The sequence below is a fragment of the Pseudomonas lactucae genome (assembly GCF_016937615.1).
GTDB classification, from domain to species: Bacteria; Pseudomonadota; Gammaproteobacteria; order Pseudomonadales; family Pseudomonadaceae; genus Aquipseudomonas; species Aquipseudomonas lactucae.
In genome coordinates, this window is sequence record NZ_JAFHKI010000032.1 from 1 (window position 1) to 17,253 (window position 17,253).

Annotated in this window: 16 protein-coding genes; 8 read left to right on the top strand and 8 right to left on the bottom strand. The window is 59.9% G+C overall.

What is annotated here, in order from left to right; all coding sequences use genetic code 11:
• Positions 1-13: 13 nt before the first annotated feature.
• From JWR98_RS06590 to argE, 4 genes are all read right to left on the bottom strand, one after another.
• Positions 14-658 carry a peroxiredoxin gene (locus JWR98_RS06590; RefSeq protein WP_205489567.1) on the bottom strand — a complete coding sequence of 215 codons (645 nt, stop codon included), beginning with the start codon at positions 656-658 and terminating at the stop codon, positions 14-16.
• Positions 659-951: 293 nt separating this feature from the next.
• Positions 952-2,352, bottom strand: a complete 1,401-nt coding sequence (locus JWR98_RS06595) for an OprD family porin (RefSeq protein WP_078735127.1) — start codon at positions 2,350-2,352, stop codon at positions 952-954.
• Positions 2,353-2,927: 575 nt separating this feature from the next.
• Positions 2,928-4,229: an amino-acid N-acetyltransferase gene (argA, locus tag JWR98_RS06600; RefSeq protein ID WP_003176791.1), complete on the bottom strand. Its 1,302-nt coding sequence runs from the start codon at positions 4,227-4,229 to the stop codon at positions 2,928-2,930.
• A gap of 134 nt (positions 4,230-4,363) precedes the next feature.
• Positions 4,364-5,512 carry an acetylornithine deacetylase gene (gene argE, locus JWR98_RS06605; RefSeq protein WP_205489568.1) on the bottom strand — a complete coding sequence of 383 codons (1,149 nt, stop codon included), beginning with the start codon at positions 5,510-5,512 and terminating at the stop codon, positions 4,364-4,366.
• 158 nt (positions 5,513-5,670) lie between these two features.
• On the opposite strand from argE, the gene JWR98_RS06610 reads away from it, so the two are divergent.
• Positions 5,671-7,038 carry a CYTH domain-containing protein gene (locus JWR98_RS06610; protein ID WP_078735129.1) on the top strand — a complete coding sequence of 456 codons (1,368 nt, stop codon included), beginning with the start codon at positions 5,671-5,673 and terminating at the stop codon, positions 7,036-7,038.
• A 107-nt stretch (positions 7,039-7,145) separates the two neighbouring features.
• Here the strand turns inward: JWR98_RS06610 and JWR98_RS06615 are convergent, their stop codons facing one another.
• Positions 7,146-7,616 carry an Lrp/AsnC family transcriptional regulator gene (locus JWR98_RS06615; RefSeq protein WP_003176794.1) on the bottom strand — a complete coding sequence of 157 codons (471 nt, stop codon included), beginning with the start codon at positions 7,614-7,616 and terminating at the stop codon, positions 7,146-7,148.
• 127 nt (positions 7,617-7,743) lie between these two features.
• Between JWR98_RS06615 and JWR98_RS06620 the strand changes: the two genes are divergently transcribed.
• From JWR98_RS06620 to JWR98_RS06650, 7 genes are all read left to right on the top strand, one after another.
• Positions 7,744-8,082: a hypothetical protein gene (locus JWR98_RS06620; protein ID WP_078735130.1), complete on the top strand. Its 339-nt coding sequence runs from the start codon at positions 7,744-7,746 to the stop codon at positions 8,080-8,082.
• Positions 8,083-8,165: 83 nt separating this feature from the next.
• Positions 8,166-9,845 (top strand): GspE/PulE family protein, encoded by a 1,680-nt coding sequence (locus JWR98_RS06625; RefSeq protein WP_205489569.1) that lies wholly within the window; start codon positions 8,166-8,168, stop codon positions 9,843-9,845.
• Between the two features lie 77 nt (positions 9,846-9,922).
• Positions 9,923-10,843 carry an SPFH domain-containing protein gene (locus tag JWR98_RS06630; protein WP_003176797.1) on the top strand — a complete coding sequence of 307 codons (921 nt, stop codon included), beginning with the start codon at positions 9,923-9,925 and terminating at the stop codon, positions 10,841-10,843.
• Between the two features lie 10 nt (positions 10,844-10,853).
• On the top strand, positions 10,854-11,300 hold the full coding sequence (locus JWR98_RS06635) for an NfeD family protein (RefSeq protein WP_205489570.1): 447 nt from the start codon (positions 10,854-10,856) through the stop codon (positions 11,298-11,300).
• 69 nt (positions 11,301-11,369) lie between these two features.
• On the top strand, positions 11,370-11,684 hold the full coding sequence (locus tag JWR98_RS06640) for a DUF2388 domain-containing protein (protein WP_003176799.1): 315 nt from the start codon (positions 11,370-11,372) through the stop codon (positions 11,682-11,684).
• Between the two features lie 180 nt (positions 11,685-11,864).
• Positions 11,865-12,536, top strand: coding sequence for an outer membrane protein (locus JWR98_RS06645; protein ID WP_205489571.1), 672 nt, complete (start codon positions 11,865-11,867; stop codon positions 12,534-12,536).
• A gap of 155 nt (positions 12,537-12,691) precedes the next feature.
• Positions 12,692-13,834 carry a DegT/DnrJ/EryC1/StrS family aminotransferase gene (locus JWR98_RS06650; protein WP_078735134.1) on the top strand — a complete coding sequence of 381 codons (1,143 nt, stop codon included), beginning with the start codon at positions 12,692-12,694 and terminating at the stop codon, positions 13,832-13,834.
• Between the two features lie 80 nt (positions 13,835-13,914).
• Here the strand turns inward: JWR98_RS06650 and gcvH are convergent, their stop codons facing one another.
• The 3 genes from gcvH to JWR98_RS06665 all read right to left on the bottom strand — a co-directional run bounded on the left by gcvH (position 13,915) and on the right by JWR98_RS06665 (position 17,207).
• Positions 13,915-14,298, bottom strand: a complete 384-nt coding sequence (gene gcvH / locus JWR98_RS06655; protein ID WP_078735135.1) for a glycine cleavage system protein GcvH — start codon at positions 14,296-14,298, stop codon at positions 13,915-13,917.
• A 52-nt stretch (positions 14,299-14,350) separates the two neighbouring features.
• Positions 14,351-15,433 (bottom strand): glycine cleavage system aminomethyltransferase GcvT, encoded by a 1,083-nt coding sequence (gene gcvT / locus JWR98_RS06660; protein ID WP_078735136.1) that lies wholly within the window; start codon positions 15,431-15,433, stop codon positions 14,351-14,353.
• A gap of 157 nt (positions 15,434-15,590) precedes the next feature.
• Positions 15,591-17,207 carry an ABC transporter permease gene (locus JWR98_RS06665; RefSeq protein WP_078735137.1) on the bottom strand — a complete coding sequence of 539 codons (1,617 nt, stop codon included), beginning with the start codon at positions 17,205-17,207 and terminating at the stop codon, positions 15,591-15,593.
• Positions 17,208-17,253 lie beyond the last annotated feature (46 nt).

Below are 17,253 nucleotides of genomic sequence, written 5' to 3' on the forward strand. Positions count from 1 at the left end.
CCCTCCCACAAAGTTATGTGCTAACGATGGGTTGTGGGGTAAGCCGCAGATACGGCTTCACTGCCCTGTAACCCTTTGGAAAGCGCTTCTTGATCTCTTCCTCGTCCTTGAGCGACGGCACGATCACCACTTCATCGCCGTCCTGCCAGTTGGCCGGGGTGGCGACCTTGTGGTTGTCGGTCAACTGCAGCGAGTCGATGACTCGCAGGATTTCGTGGAAGTTACGGCCGGTACTCGCCGGGTAGGTGATGGTCAGGCGAATCTTTTTGTTCGGGTCGATCACGAACAGGGAACGCACGGTGAGGGTGTCACTGGCGTTGGGATGGATCAGGTCGTAAAGGTCCGAGACCTTGCGGTCGGCGTCCGCCAGGATCGGGAAGTTGACGACGGTGTTCTGGGTCTCATTGATGTCTTCGATCCACTTGTGATGCGAGTCCACCGGGTCGACCGACAGGGCGATGGCCTTGACGCCACGCCTGGCGAATTCATCCTTGAGCTTGGCGGTAAAGCCCAGCTCGGTGGTGCACACCGGGGTGAAGTCCGCCGGATGGGAAAACAACACACCCCAGCTGTCACCAAGCCATTCGTGAAAACGAATCTTGCCGGCGCTGGAATCCTGTTCGAAGTCGGGGGCGATATCGCCCAGTCTTAGGCTCATGGTGTGGCTCCTGATGAGTGCTTATGGAGCCCACTGTGCATGGATTGACGCTGATTTAAAAAGAATAAATATCGATTTATCTAGACGATAAAAGAATATTAAAAATGTGTTCATTGGACGCGGGAAAGGGCGGGGTGCACCATTGCTTTCAAGGTTCGAGAAGGCCTTGAGACGCTGTACAAAGAGGGGTTTCAGGAAGGGCTTGCGGGGGTTTAGCCCGACTTGAAAGGCAAGACACCTTGCCCGGCGTTGCGCCGGGCAAGGTTTTACGGTCTTACAACAGCATTACGCTATTACAGCAGTGGCAGCGAGTAACTGACGATCACACGGTTTTCGTCTTGGTTACGCTGACCGGCAATATCGTTGCGCCACATGGCGTTTTTCCAGGCCACGCCAACGTTCTTGAAAGTACCTTCTGGTACGACGTAGGCAACAGTGATGTCACGTTCCCACTCGTTCGCGCCATTGGAGTTTGTTTGGACCTGAGCAACACCCACCCGGCCGCGAGTATCGATATTGTCGCCACGCAGGTAAACCACACCGGCGGTCAAGCCTGGTACGCCAACTTTGGCGAAGTCGTACGCGTAACGAGCTTGCCAAGTACGCTCGCCAGCACGGGCGAATTTGGCGATCTGCGAGTCAGTGGTCAAGTAAGCCGACGAACCGTCACCTTGGTTCAACCATGGGAAGTCGCTGTTGCCGTTGCTGACCTGGTAACCACCACCGAAGGTGTGACCGGCCACCGAGTACAGGAACAAGCCGCTGTAAAGGTTGTTGTCGACTTTACCTTTGGTGACGTTAGCGCCAGCAGCGTTAGTGCCGTAGTCACCAGTGGTGAAGTAGTTCGCGTCGTTGCTGTTGGCACCGTCAGCGCGGCTGTTGAAGTAGCGCAGGTCGGTTTTCAACACGCCAGGACCGATCGCCCAGTTGTGCAGCAAGCCCAGGAAGTGCTGCTTGTAGAACTGATCCAGATTGCCGTAGTAGTACTGGGCAGTCAGGTCTTTGGTGATCTTGTAGTCGCCACCGGCGTAGATGAACTTGTTGCTGTCGCGGCCAGCGGCGGTACGGCCGTTGGCGCCCGCGAGAGACAGGTTCTCGACGTTGCTGGAGTTACGACCCTTGGCCTTTTCGATCTGACCGGCAACCAGCGTCAGGTCCTTGATGTCGTTGGTGGTGATCTGGCCACCCTGGAAAGTCTGCGGCAGCAGACGACCATCGTTGGTGATGATTACCGGCAGCTTAGGCTGCAAAGTACCCAACTTCAGTTCGGTCTGGGAGATCTTGGCTTTAGCGGTCAGGCCCAGGCTGGAGTAGTTATCAACGGCTTCACCATTGGACTTGCTCGGGAAAACCGTGCCGCCATAAGAGCCAGCGTTGCCAGCCGACGCAGCGGTTGCACCGTTGGTGCCGCCGCCCGAATCCAGACGCACGCCCAGCAGCCCGATAGCGTCAAGACCAAAGCCTACGGTGCCTTGGGTGTAACCGGAGATGAAGCGCAGGTCGAAAGCTTGGCCCCACTCTTCCGACTTGTTCTGTGCGCCGGCCGCTTTGGTAGCGTCGTCACGGTTATCCGTGTTGATGTAAAAGTTACGCAGACCCAGTGTGGCCTTGCTGTCTTCGATGAAACCGGCAGCGCCTGCTTGCTGGGCGATTGCGCCCAAAGCTACAGCCAAAGCCAAGGTGGACTTATTCATGTACCGCTCCTCTCATTTCTAATTTTTGTATTTCTTCGGTCTCGGGTCTGACGCCCTCGATCCACAGATGCGCGATTAGCGCCGGATAGTGACTGGCAAGTCAATCGTAACCTTGTGTGTCTACTACCTTCGTCTAATCACAGTTGTTTTGGTCCCTGCAGGGTAATGAGTTTTTCATACACCCAAAAAGAATTGTTTCATTCTTTTTCATACGATTTGGGAATAAGCCTTTACGTGACATGGAGCAGTCAGGGTAGACCAACCGTTCCATAAGCTCATTCCTAAAGGGTATTTTTCAGCACTTTTTTAGATCGATTAGTGTGGACGCTCCATTACATACGTCACCCATGATCAAAAAGGCGACGCCATCATGGCGAAACGCACATCCTCCAGTCAATTTGTTACAGTTTTTGTGTCACTAATAATTTCTTTGCCGAGCGCAATCTACCCACAGTCGCCATCCCGTTATCGGCGTGAGATCAAGAATGCTTAAATTTCAGTTGTAACGTGAAAGACCGAGCCGCCGAGCAGGCCGGTGCTTACGCGAGCCTGCTCGGTGGTCGGAGGGGAGGGCTTTACAAGGCTTTCTCGAAGATCTTCGAATTACGCTGATAGTTGTACAGCGAGGCACGCGCCGACGGCAGGCGGTCCACACTGCTTGGCACAAACCCCCGTTCGCGGAACCAGTGGGCGGTGCGCGTGGTGAGTACGAACAAGGTTTTCAGCCCCTGGGCCCGCGCACGGGTCTGGATGCGCTCCAGCAACACGTCACCTCGCGCGCCATGGCGGTATTCCGGGTTCACCGCCAGGCACGCCAGCTCGCCGGCGTCCGAATCGGCGATCTGATACAGCGCCGCACAGGCGATGATCATGCCCTCGCGCTCGACCACACTGAACTGCTCGATTTCACGTTCCAGCACTTCCCGCGAACGACGCACCAGGATGCCCTGTTCTTCCAGCGGGCTGATCAGGTCGAGCAAGCCGCCGACGTCTTCAATCGCCGCCTCGCGCACTTGTTCGAACTGCTCCTGCGCCACCAGCGTCCCGCCGCCGTCGCGGGTAAACAGCTCCGTGAGCAAGGCGCCGTCCTCGGCATAGCTGACGATATGACTGCGCCCTACCCCGCCACGGCAAGCCTCGGCCGCCGCATCGAGCAGTTCGGCCTGGTAGTTGCTGCTGCCCAGGCGTTGCAGGTGGGCCGGTACCTGTTGCGGGCGCAGCTCGCGCACCAGGCGGCCATTTTCGTCGATCAGGCCGAGATCGGCGCCGAACAGCAGCAGCTTATCGGCACCCAGATCGATGGCGGCGCGGGTGGCGACGTCTTCGCAGGCCAGGTTGAAAATCTCACCCGTGGGTGAATACCCCAGTGGCGACAGCAGCACGATGGAGCGCTCGTCCAGCAAGCGGTTGATGCCCTTGCGGTCGACGCGGCGCACTTCGCCGGTGTGGTGGTAGTCCACACCTTCCAGCACGCCGATCGGACGCGCGGTCACCAGGTTGCCGCTGGCCACCCGCAGGCGCGAACCCTGCATCGGCGACGAGGCCATGTCCATCGACAAGCGCGCTTCGATGGCGATACGCAGGTGGCCGACCGCGTCGATCACACACTCCAGCGTCGCGGCATCGGTGATGCGCATGCCTTCGTGATAAATCGGGGTCAGACCACGCGCTTCAAGGCGCGCTTCGATCTGCGGGCGCGAACCGTGGACCAGCACCAATCGCACGCCCAGGCTGTGCAGCAGCACCAGGTCGTGGACGATATTGCCGAAGTTCGGATGATCCACACCGTCGCCGGGCAGCATGACCACAAAGGTGCAGTCGCGGTGGGCGTTGATGTAGGGCGAAGCGTGACGAAGCCAATTGACGTATTCGGGCATAACACCTGGGCCTGTAATAAAAAGCAGCCAAAAAGGATGACTCGTGGAAGCGCACAGCGGGCTGATGGTTATCGTCGGAACAGGCTTGGCGACACGCTCACTCTCCTTTTATGTACGAACAGGCAGGGGTTAATTTATGCGGGTTTCAGGCAGTAATGTTCGATCAGTTCCCGCAATAGACGCACTGTAGGCGTCAAGCGTGACATTTCGAGGTACTCGCCCGGCTGATGAGCACAGGCGATATCGCCAGGGCCCAATACCAGGGTTTCACACCCAAGGCGCTGAAGATAAGGCGCTTCGGTGCCGAACGCCACTGCTTCGGCACGATGACCGGTCAATCGCTGCGCCACACGCACCAGTTCGGCGTCTTCCGGTTGTTCGAACGGCGGCACTTCGGGGAACAGCGGCGCGTAGTCGATCTTGACCTTGTGGCGCTCGGCTAAAGGTTCGAGCTTCTGCCGGATGGCCGCGCGCAGCACCTGCGGGTCCATGCCCGGCAAGGGCCGAAGGTCGAATTCCAGTGAGCACTGACCGCAAATGCGGTTGGGGTTGTCGCCACCGTGGATACAGCCAAAGTTCATGGTCGGCTGCGGCACGCTGAATTGCGGGTTGCGGTATTCACGCTGCCAGGCCAGGCGCAGACCGCGCAATTCGCCGATGGCATCGTGCATCGCTTCAAGAGCGCTGTGGCCCAGGCTGGGGTCCGACGAGTGGCCACTCTGGCCCAGGATGTCGATACGCTCCATCATCACGCCTTTATGCAGACGGATCGGTTTGAGCCCGGTGGGCTCGCCAATCACCGCCGCGCGGCCCAGCGGGCGTCCGGCTTCGGCCAGCGCGCGGGCGCCGGACATGGAGCTTTCTTCATCGCAGGTGGCGAGGATCAGCAAGGGTTGCTTGAACGGCTGGTCCATCAGCGGCAACACCGCTTCAATCGCCAGAGCAAAAAACCCCTTCATGTCGCAACTGCCCAATCCTACCCAGCGGCCGTCGACTTCCGTCAGCTTGAGCGGGTCGGTTTTCCACAGCGCGGCGTCATAGGGCACCGTATCGCTGTGGCCCGCCAGCACCAGGCCGCCAGGCCCACTGCCGAAACTTGCCAGCAGGTTGAATTTGCCGGGACTGACCTGCTGGATGTCGATGGCAAACCCCAGATCGCCCAGCCAACCGGCGAGCAAATCGATCACCGGGCGGTTGGTCTGGTCGAGAGAGGCTTGGGTGCAACTGACCGAAGGCGCGGCAATCAGCGCGGCGAACTGCTCTTTCATGGACGGTAATGGCATGCGCGGCCTCTCAACTTCCCGGATGAACTCCACTATAGAACCATCTGCACGACACAATAAACCGTTGCGGCACGTTGCCGGGCTCACTCCTGTACACTGCACGGCCTTGGCAGCCACCTTTTTCCCCGGCTGCGCTCCCGATCCTGGATTTTCCGGCCATGCAGAAAGAAACCGAAATCAAGCTCCGCGTCAGCCGCGAAACACTCGCCGCGCTGCGTGAGCACCCGTTACTGAAAAAACGCAACAAAAGTGGCTGGGAACGCCTTGAGTTGATGAATCAGTATTTCGACACCCCCGAACGCGACCTGGCCCAAGCCAAAGTCGCCCTGCGTTTGCGCAAGGACGGTGACGCCATCATCCAGACCCTCAAGACCCGCGGCCAGAGCGTCGCCGGTTTGTCGGAACGCAACGAGTACAACTGGGACCTGCCCAAAGCGAAACTCGACGTGAAGAAACTCGACGGCGAATGCTGGCCCGAGCAACTGGCCGAGCTGGACAAAAAGACCCTCAAGCCGATCTTCACCACCGATTTCGTGCGCGAACGTGCCGAAATCGCCTGGGGCCGTGGCAAGGCCAAGGTGGTGATCGAGGCCGCGTTGGACCTGGGCCACGTAGTGGTCGGCAAGCAGAAAGAAGAAATCTGCGAGCTGGAACTGGAACTGCGCGAAGGCGAACCGGCTGCTCTGCTGGAACTGGCGGCTGAATTGGCCGCGACCCTGGCGCTGATGCCGTGCGATATCAGCAAGGCCGAGCGCGGCTACCGCCTGTACGATGCAGGCAGCTACTCCCTTAGCCTGCCGGCACCGCAGATCCACGCCGAAATGCCATTGGACGACGCCTTCGCCGCAATCATGTGGCACCTGCTGGGCAGCAGCCAGCGCCTGGCCGAGCAATACCGCTTCAATGGCCACTGGCGCCTGCTGCAGGACTGGGTCGACAACCTCGGTGAGTTGCGCGCCCTGATCGGCAGCCTCGGCCAGGCCGCACCGCGCCAATCCACCGCCGAACTGCGCAGCGCACTGGATGCCCTGCTGGAAGACTGGCGCCCGCTGGTACAGGCCGGTGACGACGACGAAGACATTCGCAAAGCCGCACCCGAGCAGTTCGCCGAAGAACTGGAGGACGTGCGCTGGGGCCTGTTCTCACTGAACACTTCGCGCTGGCTGCTGGCCCGCAGCTGGACCGCCGAGCGTAACGTGCGGGGCAACCGTCAGGGCGCCGCGCAAATCACCAACTGGCTGCCGCGCCTGCTGGCCGACGATGCCGTCGCCCTGCAATTGCCGCGCTACCAGCAGCAACCGGAAGACCTGGCCGAGCAACTGCCGCGTATCGAACGCATCCAGGCCTGGCTGCACCACGCACGCCAGGTGGTGGACATCCCGGAACTGGACCGTTTGTACGGCGAGCTGAACAAGCTGGTGCAACTGGCCAATCAGCCGATCACCGATGAGTCGCTGGATGCGCGGATGCATCAGGCGATTGCGGTGTATCAGAACCGTGCCTGGAAGACCCTGCTGCGCCTGTAAGATCGCCATCGGGGGCAAGCCCCCTCCCACATTTGAATGTATTCGCAAATCAAAATGTGGGAGGGGCGGTGCGACGATTCGGCTTGCCCCCGATGAGGCCCTGCCTGTCAGCGCAACACTGGCAGGCTGGTGGTGGACTTGATCTCCGACAACGCCACGATCGAATTGACCTCCTGAATCCCCGGCACCATCGACAACTTGTCGAAGAAAAACCGCTCGTACGCCTCGATGTCCGACGCCACGATGCGCAGCAGAAAATCCACCGCCCCCATCAGCACATAGCACTCCAACACTTCCGGAAAGCCGCGAATCGCCTCGGTGAACTCGGTGAAGTTGGATCGCCCGTGGGCGTTGAGTTTGACCTCGGCGAAAATCTGCGTGTTAAGGCCGATCTTCTTGCGGTCCAGCAAGGTCACCTGGCCGCGGATCACACCCTCGTCCTTGAGCCGCTGGATGCGCCGCCAGCAGGGCGACTGGGACAGCCCGACCTGCTCGGCGATCTGCGCACTCGAGAGCGAAGCATCCTCTTGCAGCAGGGCCAGGATGCGGCGGTCGTAAGCGTCCAATTGGCTGTGCATAGAAATACCTTTTATAGCGATGTTCTTGAATTATATGATTCGAATAATGTTGAATCAGGCTCATCTTAGATAAGAAATCTCCGTAGGCGAATGTAAAAATTTCTTCAGTCGAAACTGGAGAGCCAGCATGCACGTCGTCGAAACTACCCACCCCGATACCCGCGTCGATGCATGGGCCGTCACCAACGCCCATTGCCAGGCCCATTACCAGATCGTCGCCGAGGCTGAACCGGATGTGTTGTGCCGGGTGCTTAACTATTTCGCGCTGCAGTTTCTGACGCCTCGGCAGGTCAGTGTGACTCGGCAAGACGACATACTGAGCATCGAGATCGTGATGGATGGCCTGAGCTGGCATCGAGCCCAGGTGATCGGTGAAAAGATTCGAAACCTGATCAGCGTGTGCACTCTGGATGTGTGGCCAGCCGACTCCGTGGGCCCGCAGGCAGTGTCGGCAGCCGCCCGGTAAAAACCTGCAATACACGGCGAGCGGCGAATATTCGGGGGCTGGCTAGCCTGGGAGTACGTCCAAGGTTACCCAGGAAAACCCACATGTCTGTTGATCAACGATTGGAATTGCATCAATTGCTGCCGGCTTTGGTCGATGCCGAACTGATCAGTGACGACATCGCACAACGCTTGTCGAAACTGCCGGCCGGCGACACCCAGCATCCGCTGGAGCACATCGCAACCCTCGGGCCCTGCCTGGAAACCCTGACCCGATGGCTTGCCCAGCATGTCGGGCAACCTTACCTGCGCATCGACCCACTGAAGATCGACGTGGCGACGGTGGTGCCGCTGATGTCCCATGCCTTTGCCCAGCGCCATGGAATCCTTGCCGTGGCGGTGGATGCGCAGTCCGTCACGATCGCCAGCGCCCAACCCCTCGTCACCGCGTGGGAGGCCGGGCTGGCGCAGGTGCTCAAGCGCTCCATCACGCGCGTGGTGGCCAACCCCCAGGAGATTACGCGCTGCATCGGCGAGTTTTATCGGCTGGCGAAGTCCGTCAGCGGCGCGGATCAAAAGGTAGCGGTGCCCGGCAACTTCGACCTGCTCAACCTCGGCGCCAGCGACCAGGAACCGGACGCCAACGATGCGCACATCGTCAATATCGTCGATTGGTTGCTGCAGTACGCCTTCAGCCAGCGGGCCAGTGATATCCATATCGAACCTTGCCGTGAACAGGGTCGGGTGCGTTTTCGCATTGATGGGCTGTTGCACGATGTCTACCAGTTTCCACCCCAGGTGACGATGGCGGTGGTCAGCCGGCTCAAGAGCCTGGGACGGATGAACGTGGCGGAAAAACGCAAACCCCAGGACGGCCGGGTCAAGACCAAAAGCCCGACGGGCGCGGAGGTCGAGCTGCGTCTGTCGACCTTGCCTACCGCCTTTGGCGAAAAACTGGTGATGCGGATTTTCGACCCGCAGGTGCTGCTCAAGGACTTCGACCAGTTGGGCCTGTCCCTGGAAGACCAGCAACGCTGGCACGGCATGACCCGCCAAACCAACGGCATCATCCTGGTCACCGGGCCCACCGGCTCCGGCAAGACCAGCACCCTCTACACCACGCTCAAGCAACTGGCGACCCGCGAAGTCAACCTGTGCACGGTGGAAGACCCGATCGAGATGGTTGAACCCGCCTTCAATCAGATGCAGGTGCAACACAATATCGACCTGACCTTCGCCAGCGGCATCCGCGCCCTGCTGCGCCAGGACCCGGACATCATCATGATCGGCGAAATACGCGATCAGGAAACCGCAGAAATGGCGATCCAGGCCGCCCTGACCGGGCATTTGGTGCTGTCGACGCTGCACACCAACGACGCGCCCAGTGCGATCAGCCGTTTGCAGGAGCTGGGTATTGCGCATTATTTAATCAAGGCCACGCTGTTAGGCGTGATGGCGCAGCGCTTGGTACGGTTGCTGTGCCCTCACTGCAAGCGCGTTATGGGTGACGTGTATGAGGCTGCCGGGTGCGCCGAATGCAGAAACAGCGGGTATCGGGGGCGAGCCGGAGTCTACGAAATCATGGTGCTGGACGATGCGCTCAAGGCACTGATCACCCCAGGCGCCGACGTGCAGTCCCTGCGGGCAGCCGCTATCGCGCAAGGCATGCGTGACCTGCGCATGTCCGGCATGACAAAGGTTGAAGCAGGGCTGACCACAATGGCGGAAGTGTTGCGGGTAACGCCTGGGGATTCGGTAACAAATCCTATGATTACGGCGCTTTGAAACCGTTCTTATCGGTGGCAACGCCGTTACAATCGGCGCAACGTCGTTTCACTGACACCATCAGATAGGGAATCGTTATGCAGATCGGAACCGTACTGCTTCTTTTCGTGGGTTTGGCCATCGCCATCCTCTTCATGGGCTTCAAGGTGGTGCCTCAGGGCTACCAGTGGACGGTCGAACGTTTCGGCCGCTATACCAATACCCTCAAGCCCGGCCTGAACATCATCATCCCGGTCATGGACCGCATCGGTCGCAAGATCAACGTAATGGAAAGCGTGCTGGACATCCCGCCCCAGGAAGTGATCACCGCCGACAATGCCACTGTGCAGATCGACGCGGTGTGTTTCTTCCAGGTGGTCAATACCGCCCAGGCCGCCTACGAGGTCAACAACCTCGAACACGCCATTCGCAACCTGCTGCAAACCAATATTCGTACTGTCCTCGGCTCCATGGAGCTGGATGCCATGCTCAGCCAGCGTGACGGCATCAACGAAAAACTCCTGAGAACCGTGGATGAAGCCACCGCGCCGTGGGGCATCAAGATCACCCGTATCGAGATCAAGGACATCAGCCCGCCCGCCGACCTGATGGCCGCCATGTCGGGCCAGATGAAAGCCGAGCGGATCAAGCGTGCGCAAATCCTCGAGGCCGAGGGCCTGCGAGCGTCGGCGATCCTGACGGCCGAAGGTAAAAAGCAGGCGCAGATCCTGGAAGCCGAAGGTAGCCGCCAGGCAGCATTCCTCGAATCCGAAGCCCGGGAGCGTCAGGCCGAGGCGGAAGCACGCGCGACCCAGGTGGTGTCGGAAGCGATCGCCTCGGGCAACGTGCAGGCGGTCAACTACTTCGTCGCGCAAAAATATATCGACGCGCTGGGCAAGCTGGCATCGGCCAACAACAGCAAGGTGATCCTCATGCCGCTTGAAGCCAGCCAGGTGATTGGTGCGGTCGGCGGCATTGGCGAGATCGTCAAGGCCACGTTCGATAACAAGAAAGGCTGAGGCCAGCGCCATGTGGGATTTCCTGCAGCACCTGTCATTTTGGGATTGGCTGGCACTGGGCACGGTGCTGTTGATCCTCGAGATCTTCGGTGCCGGCGGTTACCTGTTGTGGATGGGTATCGCCGCTGCGGCCGTCGGTGTGATCAAGTTTCTCGTACCGCCGCTCGGCCTGGAATGGCAACTGTTGTTGTTCGCAGTGTTGTCGATACTGACGGCCGTGTATTGGTGGAAACGCCAACGCAGCAGTGCCAAGGCCAGTGACCAACCCGGGCTGAATGAACGAGGCTCGGAGCTGGTTGGTCGCACCTTCGTGGTGCGCCAGGCGATTGTGGACGGCCGGGGCAAGGTGAAAGTCGGTGATGGCGTGTGGATGGTGACCGGCCCCGACAGCCCCGTAGGCGCTCAAGTCCGGGTCGTTGGTCAGGACGGGGTGATTTTAAAGGTTGAAACTGTTTAGTCAGTGATGGAACTCGGTTGGGCTATCTACAATCAAAACCTGCAGATAACCCCACCGGAGTCACCCATCATGCGTCTCAAATATGCTGTCGCCACCCTCGCTGTGCTTTCCCTTCCTGTCGGTTCAGCCATGGCCGACAGTTTCTGGCGCAACGTCATCTCGTCGGGCGCCACCACTGGCTCGACGTACCTGACCTTCAAGGACCACAAGCTGGTGGTTGCCGCACAAGACGACGCCGGCAGCTTCGTTGCCAGCGACGGCGGCATTCGCGGCCCATACCTGGAAGCCGCCATGCAGAAGGTCCGCGCCGATAACCCAGGCCTGCAAGCCACGGATATGGAACTGGCCAACGCTATCCTCGCGAAGAATGCTGTCACTGAGTAATGCTTGTGCCCTTAAGAATGCCGCTTGTTCAAGCGGCATTTTTTATGTTTCCTACAATTGTCACGACTAGGTACCACAAGAGCCTTCTGCTTTTTCCAGCCTGGAGCAGAAAGGTCCTGTCGAGCCTCCCGTTACGCCGCAGCAAGCTCACGATTCCCTTTTTTAAAGTGAATCAGCCTTATGCACAAAAAACTTTCCTGCGCGTTGCTTATCACTGCGTTTGCCACGTCATTCGCGCAAGCTGCGGAAAACTGGTACGGGTCGGCGAAGCTCAATAGCGCTCGCCAGAATCTATCCAGCGCCTTGCTGACCAGCCCGCGCGTCACTCATCGCGTGGACGCCCCGGACAGCAGCAAAGCATTCGTCGCGTCATTCGCCCTGGGCTATGCCTTTACCGACGGCTGGCGCCTGGAGGGGGAATACACCCTGCCGAACAGCTCGACATTCGAATCCCACTGGGCGCCCTTCAATGCCAACGTCAATAGCCTGCACGCGCGTAGCCAACGCTTGATGCTCAATGGTTACAAGGACATTCCTATCAACTCATGGCTGTCGTTCTACGGCATGGCTGGGGTTGGGGTGGCCAGGATCGACTCACAGGGCTACCAGACCAACGAAAGCCGACGCTTCGCCAGCAACCGCCAGCACAACCTGACCTATAGCGTCGGCATGGGGCTGGATGCCAAGCTGAGCGAACGAGTAACACTGGGCGCTGGTTACCGGTATACCGCCATCGGCGATATCGAAACCGGCTACAACACCTTCGCCAATCGGATCAACGCCCGCGATGAACAACTCAAGGGCAAGCTCAAGGAGCAGAATGTGTTTTTGGAAGCCCGCGTGGCATTCTGACTGAAACAAAGATGCCGCTTTTTTAAGCGGCATTTTTTTTGCCCGCCAGGTGACGATTCATTCACAGACGACAGGCTATATTCAGTCAGGCCGTGCAACCATGCCGGTACTGATAAGCCTCTCATCGCCCACCTGAAACGGATGCCTTCGTCGTTATGAGCCAACAGCCCTTCCTGCCGTTCTCCAAACCTACCATTGATGAAGCCACCATCTCGGCGGTCGGTGATGTACTGCGCTCGGGCTGGATCACCAGCGGACCGAAAGTACAGGCGTTCGAAGCGCAATTGTCGGAGTACTTTGGCGGCCGGCCGGTGCGTACATTCAACTCAGGCACCTGCACCATGGAGATTGCGTTGCGCATCGCCGGTGTCGGGCCAGGCGATGAAGTCATCACCACGCCGATCTCCTGGGTCGCCACAGCCAACGTGATCCTGGAGGTGGGCGCCACGCCCGTATTTGCCGATATCGACCCCGTTACCCGCAATATCGACCTGGCCCAGGTAGAAGCGGCGATCACCCCGCGGACCAAGGCGATCATCCCGGTGTACCTGGCGGGCCTGCCGCTGGACATGCCGATGCTTTATGCACTGGCCAACAAGTACAACCTGCGTATCGTCGAAGACGCCGCGCAAGCGCTGGGCTCCAGCTGGGACGGCGAGCGCATTGGTGCCACCGGGGATTTCGTGTCGTTCAGCTTCCAGGCCAATAAGAACATCACGTGTTCCGAAGGTGGCTGCCTGGTTTTGAATAACGCCGAAGAGGCGCGCCTGGCGGAGAAGTACCGCCTGCAAGGCGTCACCCGCAGCGGTTTTGACGGCCTGGATGTGGACGTGTTGGGCGGCAAGTTCAACATGACGGATATCGCCGCCGCCATCGGTCTGGGGCAGTTTGCACATATCGAGCAGATCACCGCCCACCGCCAGAGGCTGGCGCGACATTACTTCAAATGCTTCGGCAACGACTTTGAAGCGCAATACGGCGCACAACTGCCGCCGGCAGATTTCGAAAACAGCAACTGGCACCTGTTCCAACTGGTGTTGCCGGAGCGTCAGGACGGCTTGCCCGCCCGCGCCACCTTCATGGAGCAGATGCAGGCCCATGGCGTCGGCATTGGCTATCACTACCCGCCAATTCACCTGCTGAGCCTGTATCGGGCGCAGGGGTTCAAGGAAGGCATGTTTCCGGTGGCGGAAAAGGTTGGGCGCTTGATCGTGTCGTTGCCGATGTTCACGGCGATGACAGAGGCCGACGTGGAGCGGTCGGTGGCGGCGGTAAAAGCAGTCCTGAGAGCAAACTAAGCACTCACGGCTGACCTCGGCTGAATGTGGGAGGGCGGTGCGACGGTTCGACTTGCTCCCCTCCCACAGGGGTCTTGCGTTTACTCGCCGATGGCAGCTTTGTAGCCGGCGGCATCCAGCAGTTTATCCAGATCAGCCTTGTCGTTTGGCTTGAGCTTGAAGATCCAGGCGCCGTAGGGGTCGGAGTTCAGCAGCTCAGGGCTGCCACCCAGCTCTTCGTTGACGGCAATCACTTCACCGGCAATCGGCGAGTAGATATCCGAAGCGGCCTTCACCGACTCAACCACGCCCGCCTGGCCTTGAGCCTCGAACGTAGCGCCGACTTCGGCCAGCTCAACAAACACCACATCCCCCAACGCTTCCTGGGCATGGTCGGAGATCCCGACGGTCACGGTGCCGTCAGCTTCCAGACGGGCCCATTCATGACTTTCGGCAAAACGCAGGTCCGCAGGGATATCGCTCATAGTCTGTGTCCTCAAGAAGTAATGTCAGCGGCCTTCGGCCTGCCGGAAATAGTTAGATCAGGGTTTTGCCATGGCGCACAAAGGTCGGTTTGACCACCCGAACCGGGTACCACTTGCCGCGGATTTCCACTTCGGCCCGATCGGCAGTCGCCGTCGGTACACGCGCCAGGGCAATGGATTTGCTCAGCGTAGGAGAGAAACTACCACTGGTGATCTCCCCTTCGCCAACATTGGCGATGCGAACCACCTGGTGAGCGCGTAAAACCCCGCGTTCTTCCAGTACCAGCCCGACCAATTTGGACTGCACACCCGTTGCCAATTCGGCTTCCAATGCCCCACGACCGATAAAATTGCGCTCGGCCGGTTCCCAGGCGATGCTCCAGGCCATGTTGGCGGCCAGGGGCGAAACGTCCTGGTGGATATCCTGGCCGTACAGGTTCATCCCGGCTTCCAGACGCAGGGTATCCCGTGCACCGAGGCCGATGGGTGAAATGCCCGCGCCCACCAGATCATTGAAAAAACCGGGGGCCTGATCCGCAGGCAGGACAATTTCCAGACCGTCTTCACCGGTGTAACCGGTGCGGGCGATAAACCAATCGCCATCGGCCTGGCCCTCAAAGGGCTTGAGCTGGCGAATCAGGGTGCCGCGCGACTGGGTGACCAGCTCAGCGATCTTTTGCCGGGCATGGGGGCCTTGAATCGCGAGCATGGCCAACTCGGACCGCTCCTGCAACTGCACGGGGTAGTCGCCCAGTTGCGCCTGCATCCAGGCCATGTCCTGGTCGCGGGTGGCGGCGTTGACCACCAACCGATAACCGGTCTCGGTGCGGTACACGATCATATCGTCCACCACCCCGCCCCGTTCGTTGAGCATCGCGCTGTACAACGCACGGCCGCAGCCATGCAAACGATCGACGTCATTGGCCAGCAGGTGCCGGAGCCATTCCCTGGCCTGAGGGCCTGTGACATCGATCACGGTCATATGAGATACATCGAACACCCCGCAGTCGCGTCGCACCTGATGGTGTTCTTCAACCTGCGAGCCGTAGTGCAGAGGCATATCCCAACCGCCAAAATCGACCATTTTCGCGCCGAGGGCGAGATGCAGGTCATACAGAGGCGTACGCTGTCCCATGGGTTTCTCCTTCCGGGCTTGGCGAGAGTGCGCAGCGCCGCTGTTCGCGGCTGAACGCCCTGAAATACAAGGGCTGCAGCCACATACAACGACCCGATCCGAAAGATGGAGCGCACCGAATGCCGCGCATTGTAGCCGCAAGCCGTAGGACTGGCACCTAACCGATGGGTCGGGCGGAGCGGCGGATCAGCCCGATCACCGGCAGCAGACCGACCAACACCAATGTCAGCGCCGGCAAAGAGGCCCGCGCCCACTCGCCTTCGCTGGTCATTTCAAAGACCCGCACCGCCAGGGTGTCCCAGCCGAACGGGCGCATCAGCAGGGTGGCAGGCATTTCCTTGAGCACATCGACAAACACCAGCAGCGCCGCGCTCAAGGTACCGGGAAGCAAAAGCGGCAGATACACTTTGCAAAACAGTCGCGGCCCGCTCACGCCCAAACTGCGTGCCGCTTCCGGTAGCGATGGACGGATACGCGCCAGGCTGCTTTCCAGCGGGCCATAGGCCACTGCCAGAAAACGCACCAGATACGCCAGCACCAGCGCCGACAGACTGCCCAACAACAAAGGCTTGCCCGCCCCGCCCAGCCAGCCCGACAACGGCACCACCAGTTCGCGGTCCAGGTAGCTGAACGCCAGCATGATCGACACCGCCAGCACCGAGCCCGGCAGGGCATAACCGACATTGGCCAGGCTGATGCCGGAGCGGATCGCGCGAGTCGGCGCCAGGCGGTTGGCGAACGCCAATACCAGCGCCACGCTGACCGTGAACAGCGCGGCGATCCCGCCCAGGTAAAGCGTGTGGACGATCAGGCCCGAATAGCGCTCATCCAGGTCGAAACGACCGCGCTGCCAGAACCAGGCGACCAATTGCAGCACTGGAATGACAAACGCACAGGCGAATACCAGGCCACACCAACCGCTCGCCGCCGCTGCCTTGAACCCGTGCAGGTGATACAGCGCCTTGCCACACGGCCGTTCGTTGCCGGGCCGACTGGCGCCTCGGGCGCGACGCTCGCCGTAGAGCACAAGCATCACCACCAGCAGCAACAGGCTGGCCAGTTGCGCCGCGCTGGACAGGCTGAAAAAGCCGTACCAGGTCTTATAGATGGCCGTGGTGAACGTATCGAAGTTGAACACCGAGACCGCTCCGAAATCCGCCAGAGTTTCCATCAAGGCCAGGGCGACCCCGGCGCCGATCGCCGGTCGCGCCATGGGCAGCGCCACACGCCAGAACGCTTGCCACGGCGATTGCCCCAGCACCCGCGCCGCTTCCATCAGCCCCTTGCCCTGAGCCAGGAATGCGGAGCGCGCCAGCAAGTAGACGTAGGGATAGAACACCAGCACCAATACGATGATCACGCCGCTGGTGGAGCGCACGCGCGGCAGGCGCAAACCCGTACCGAGCCATTCGCGCAACAGGGTCTGCACCGGGCCGGAAAAATCCAGAAGTCCCACGAATACGAAGGCCAGCACGTAAGCGGGAATGGCAAAAGGCAGCATCAACGCCCAGTCCAGCCAGCGGCGTCCGGGGAATTCGCAAAGGCTGGTCAGCCAGGCCAGGCTTACACCCAGCAGCGTTACGCCGATGCCGACGCCCACCACCAACGTCAGGGTGTTGCCCAACAGGCGTGGCATCTGGGTTTCCCAGAGGTGGGACCAGATCTGTGGGTCAATGCTTTGCCAGGACAGCAACAGCACGCTCAGCGGCAGCAGCACCAGGGCAGCGACGGTGAAGACCGGCAGGTACCAGCGGCGTTGGGCGGGGTGGGCCAAGGGTTAGCTCTCAGTAAATAAACATCTCGAAAACACCGCAATCCAA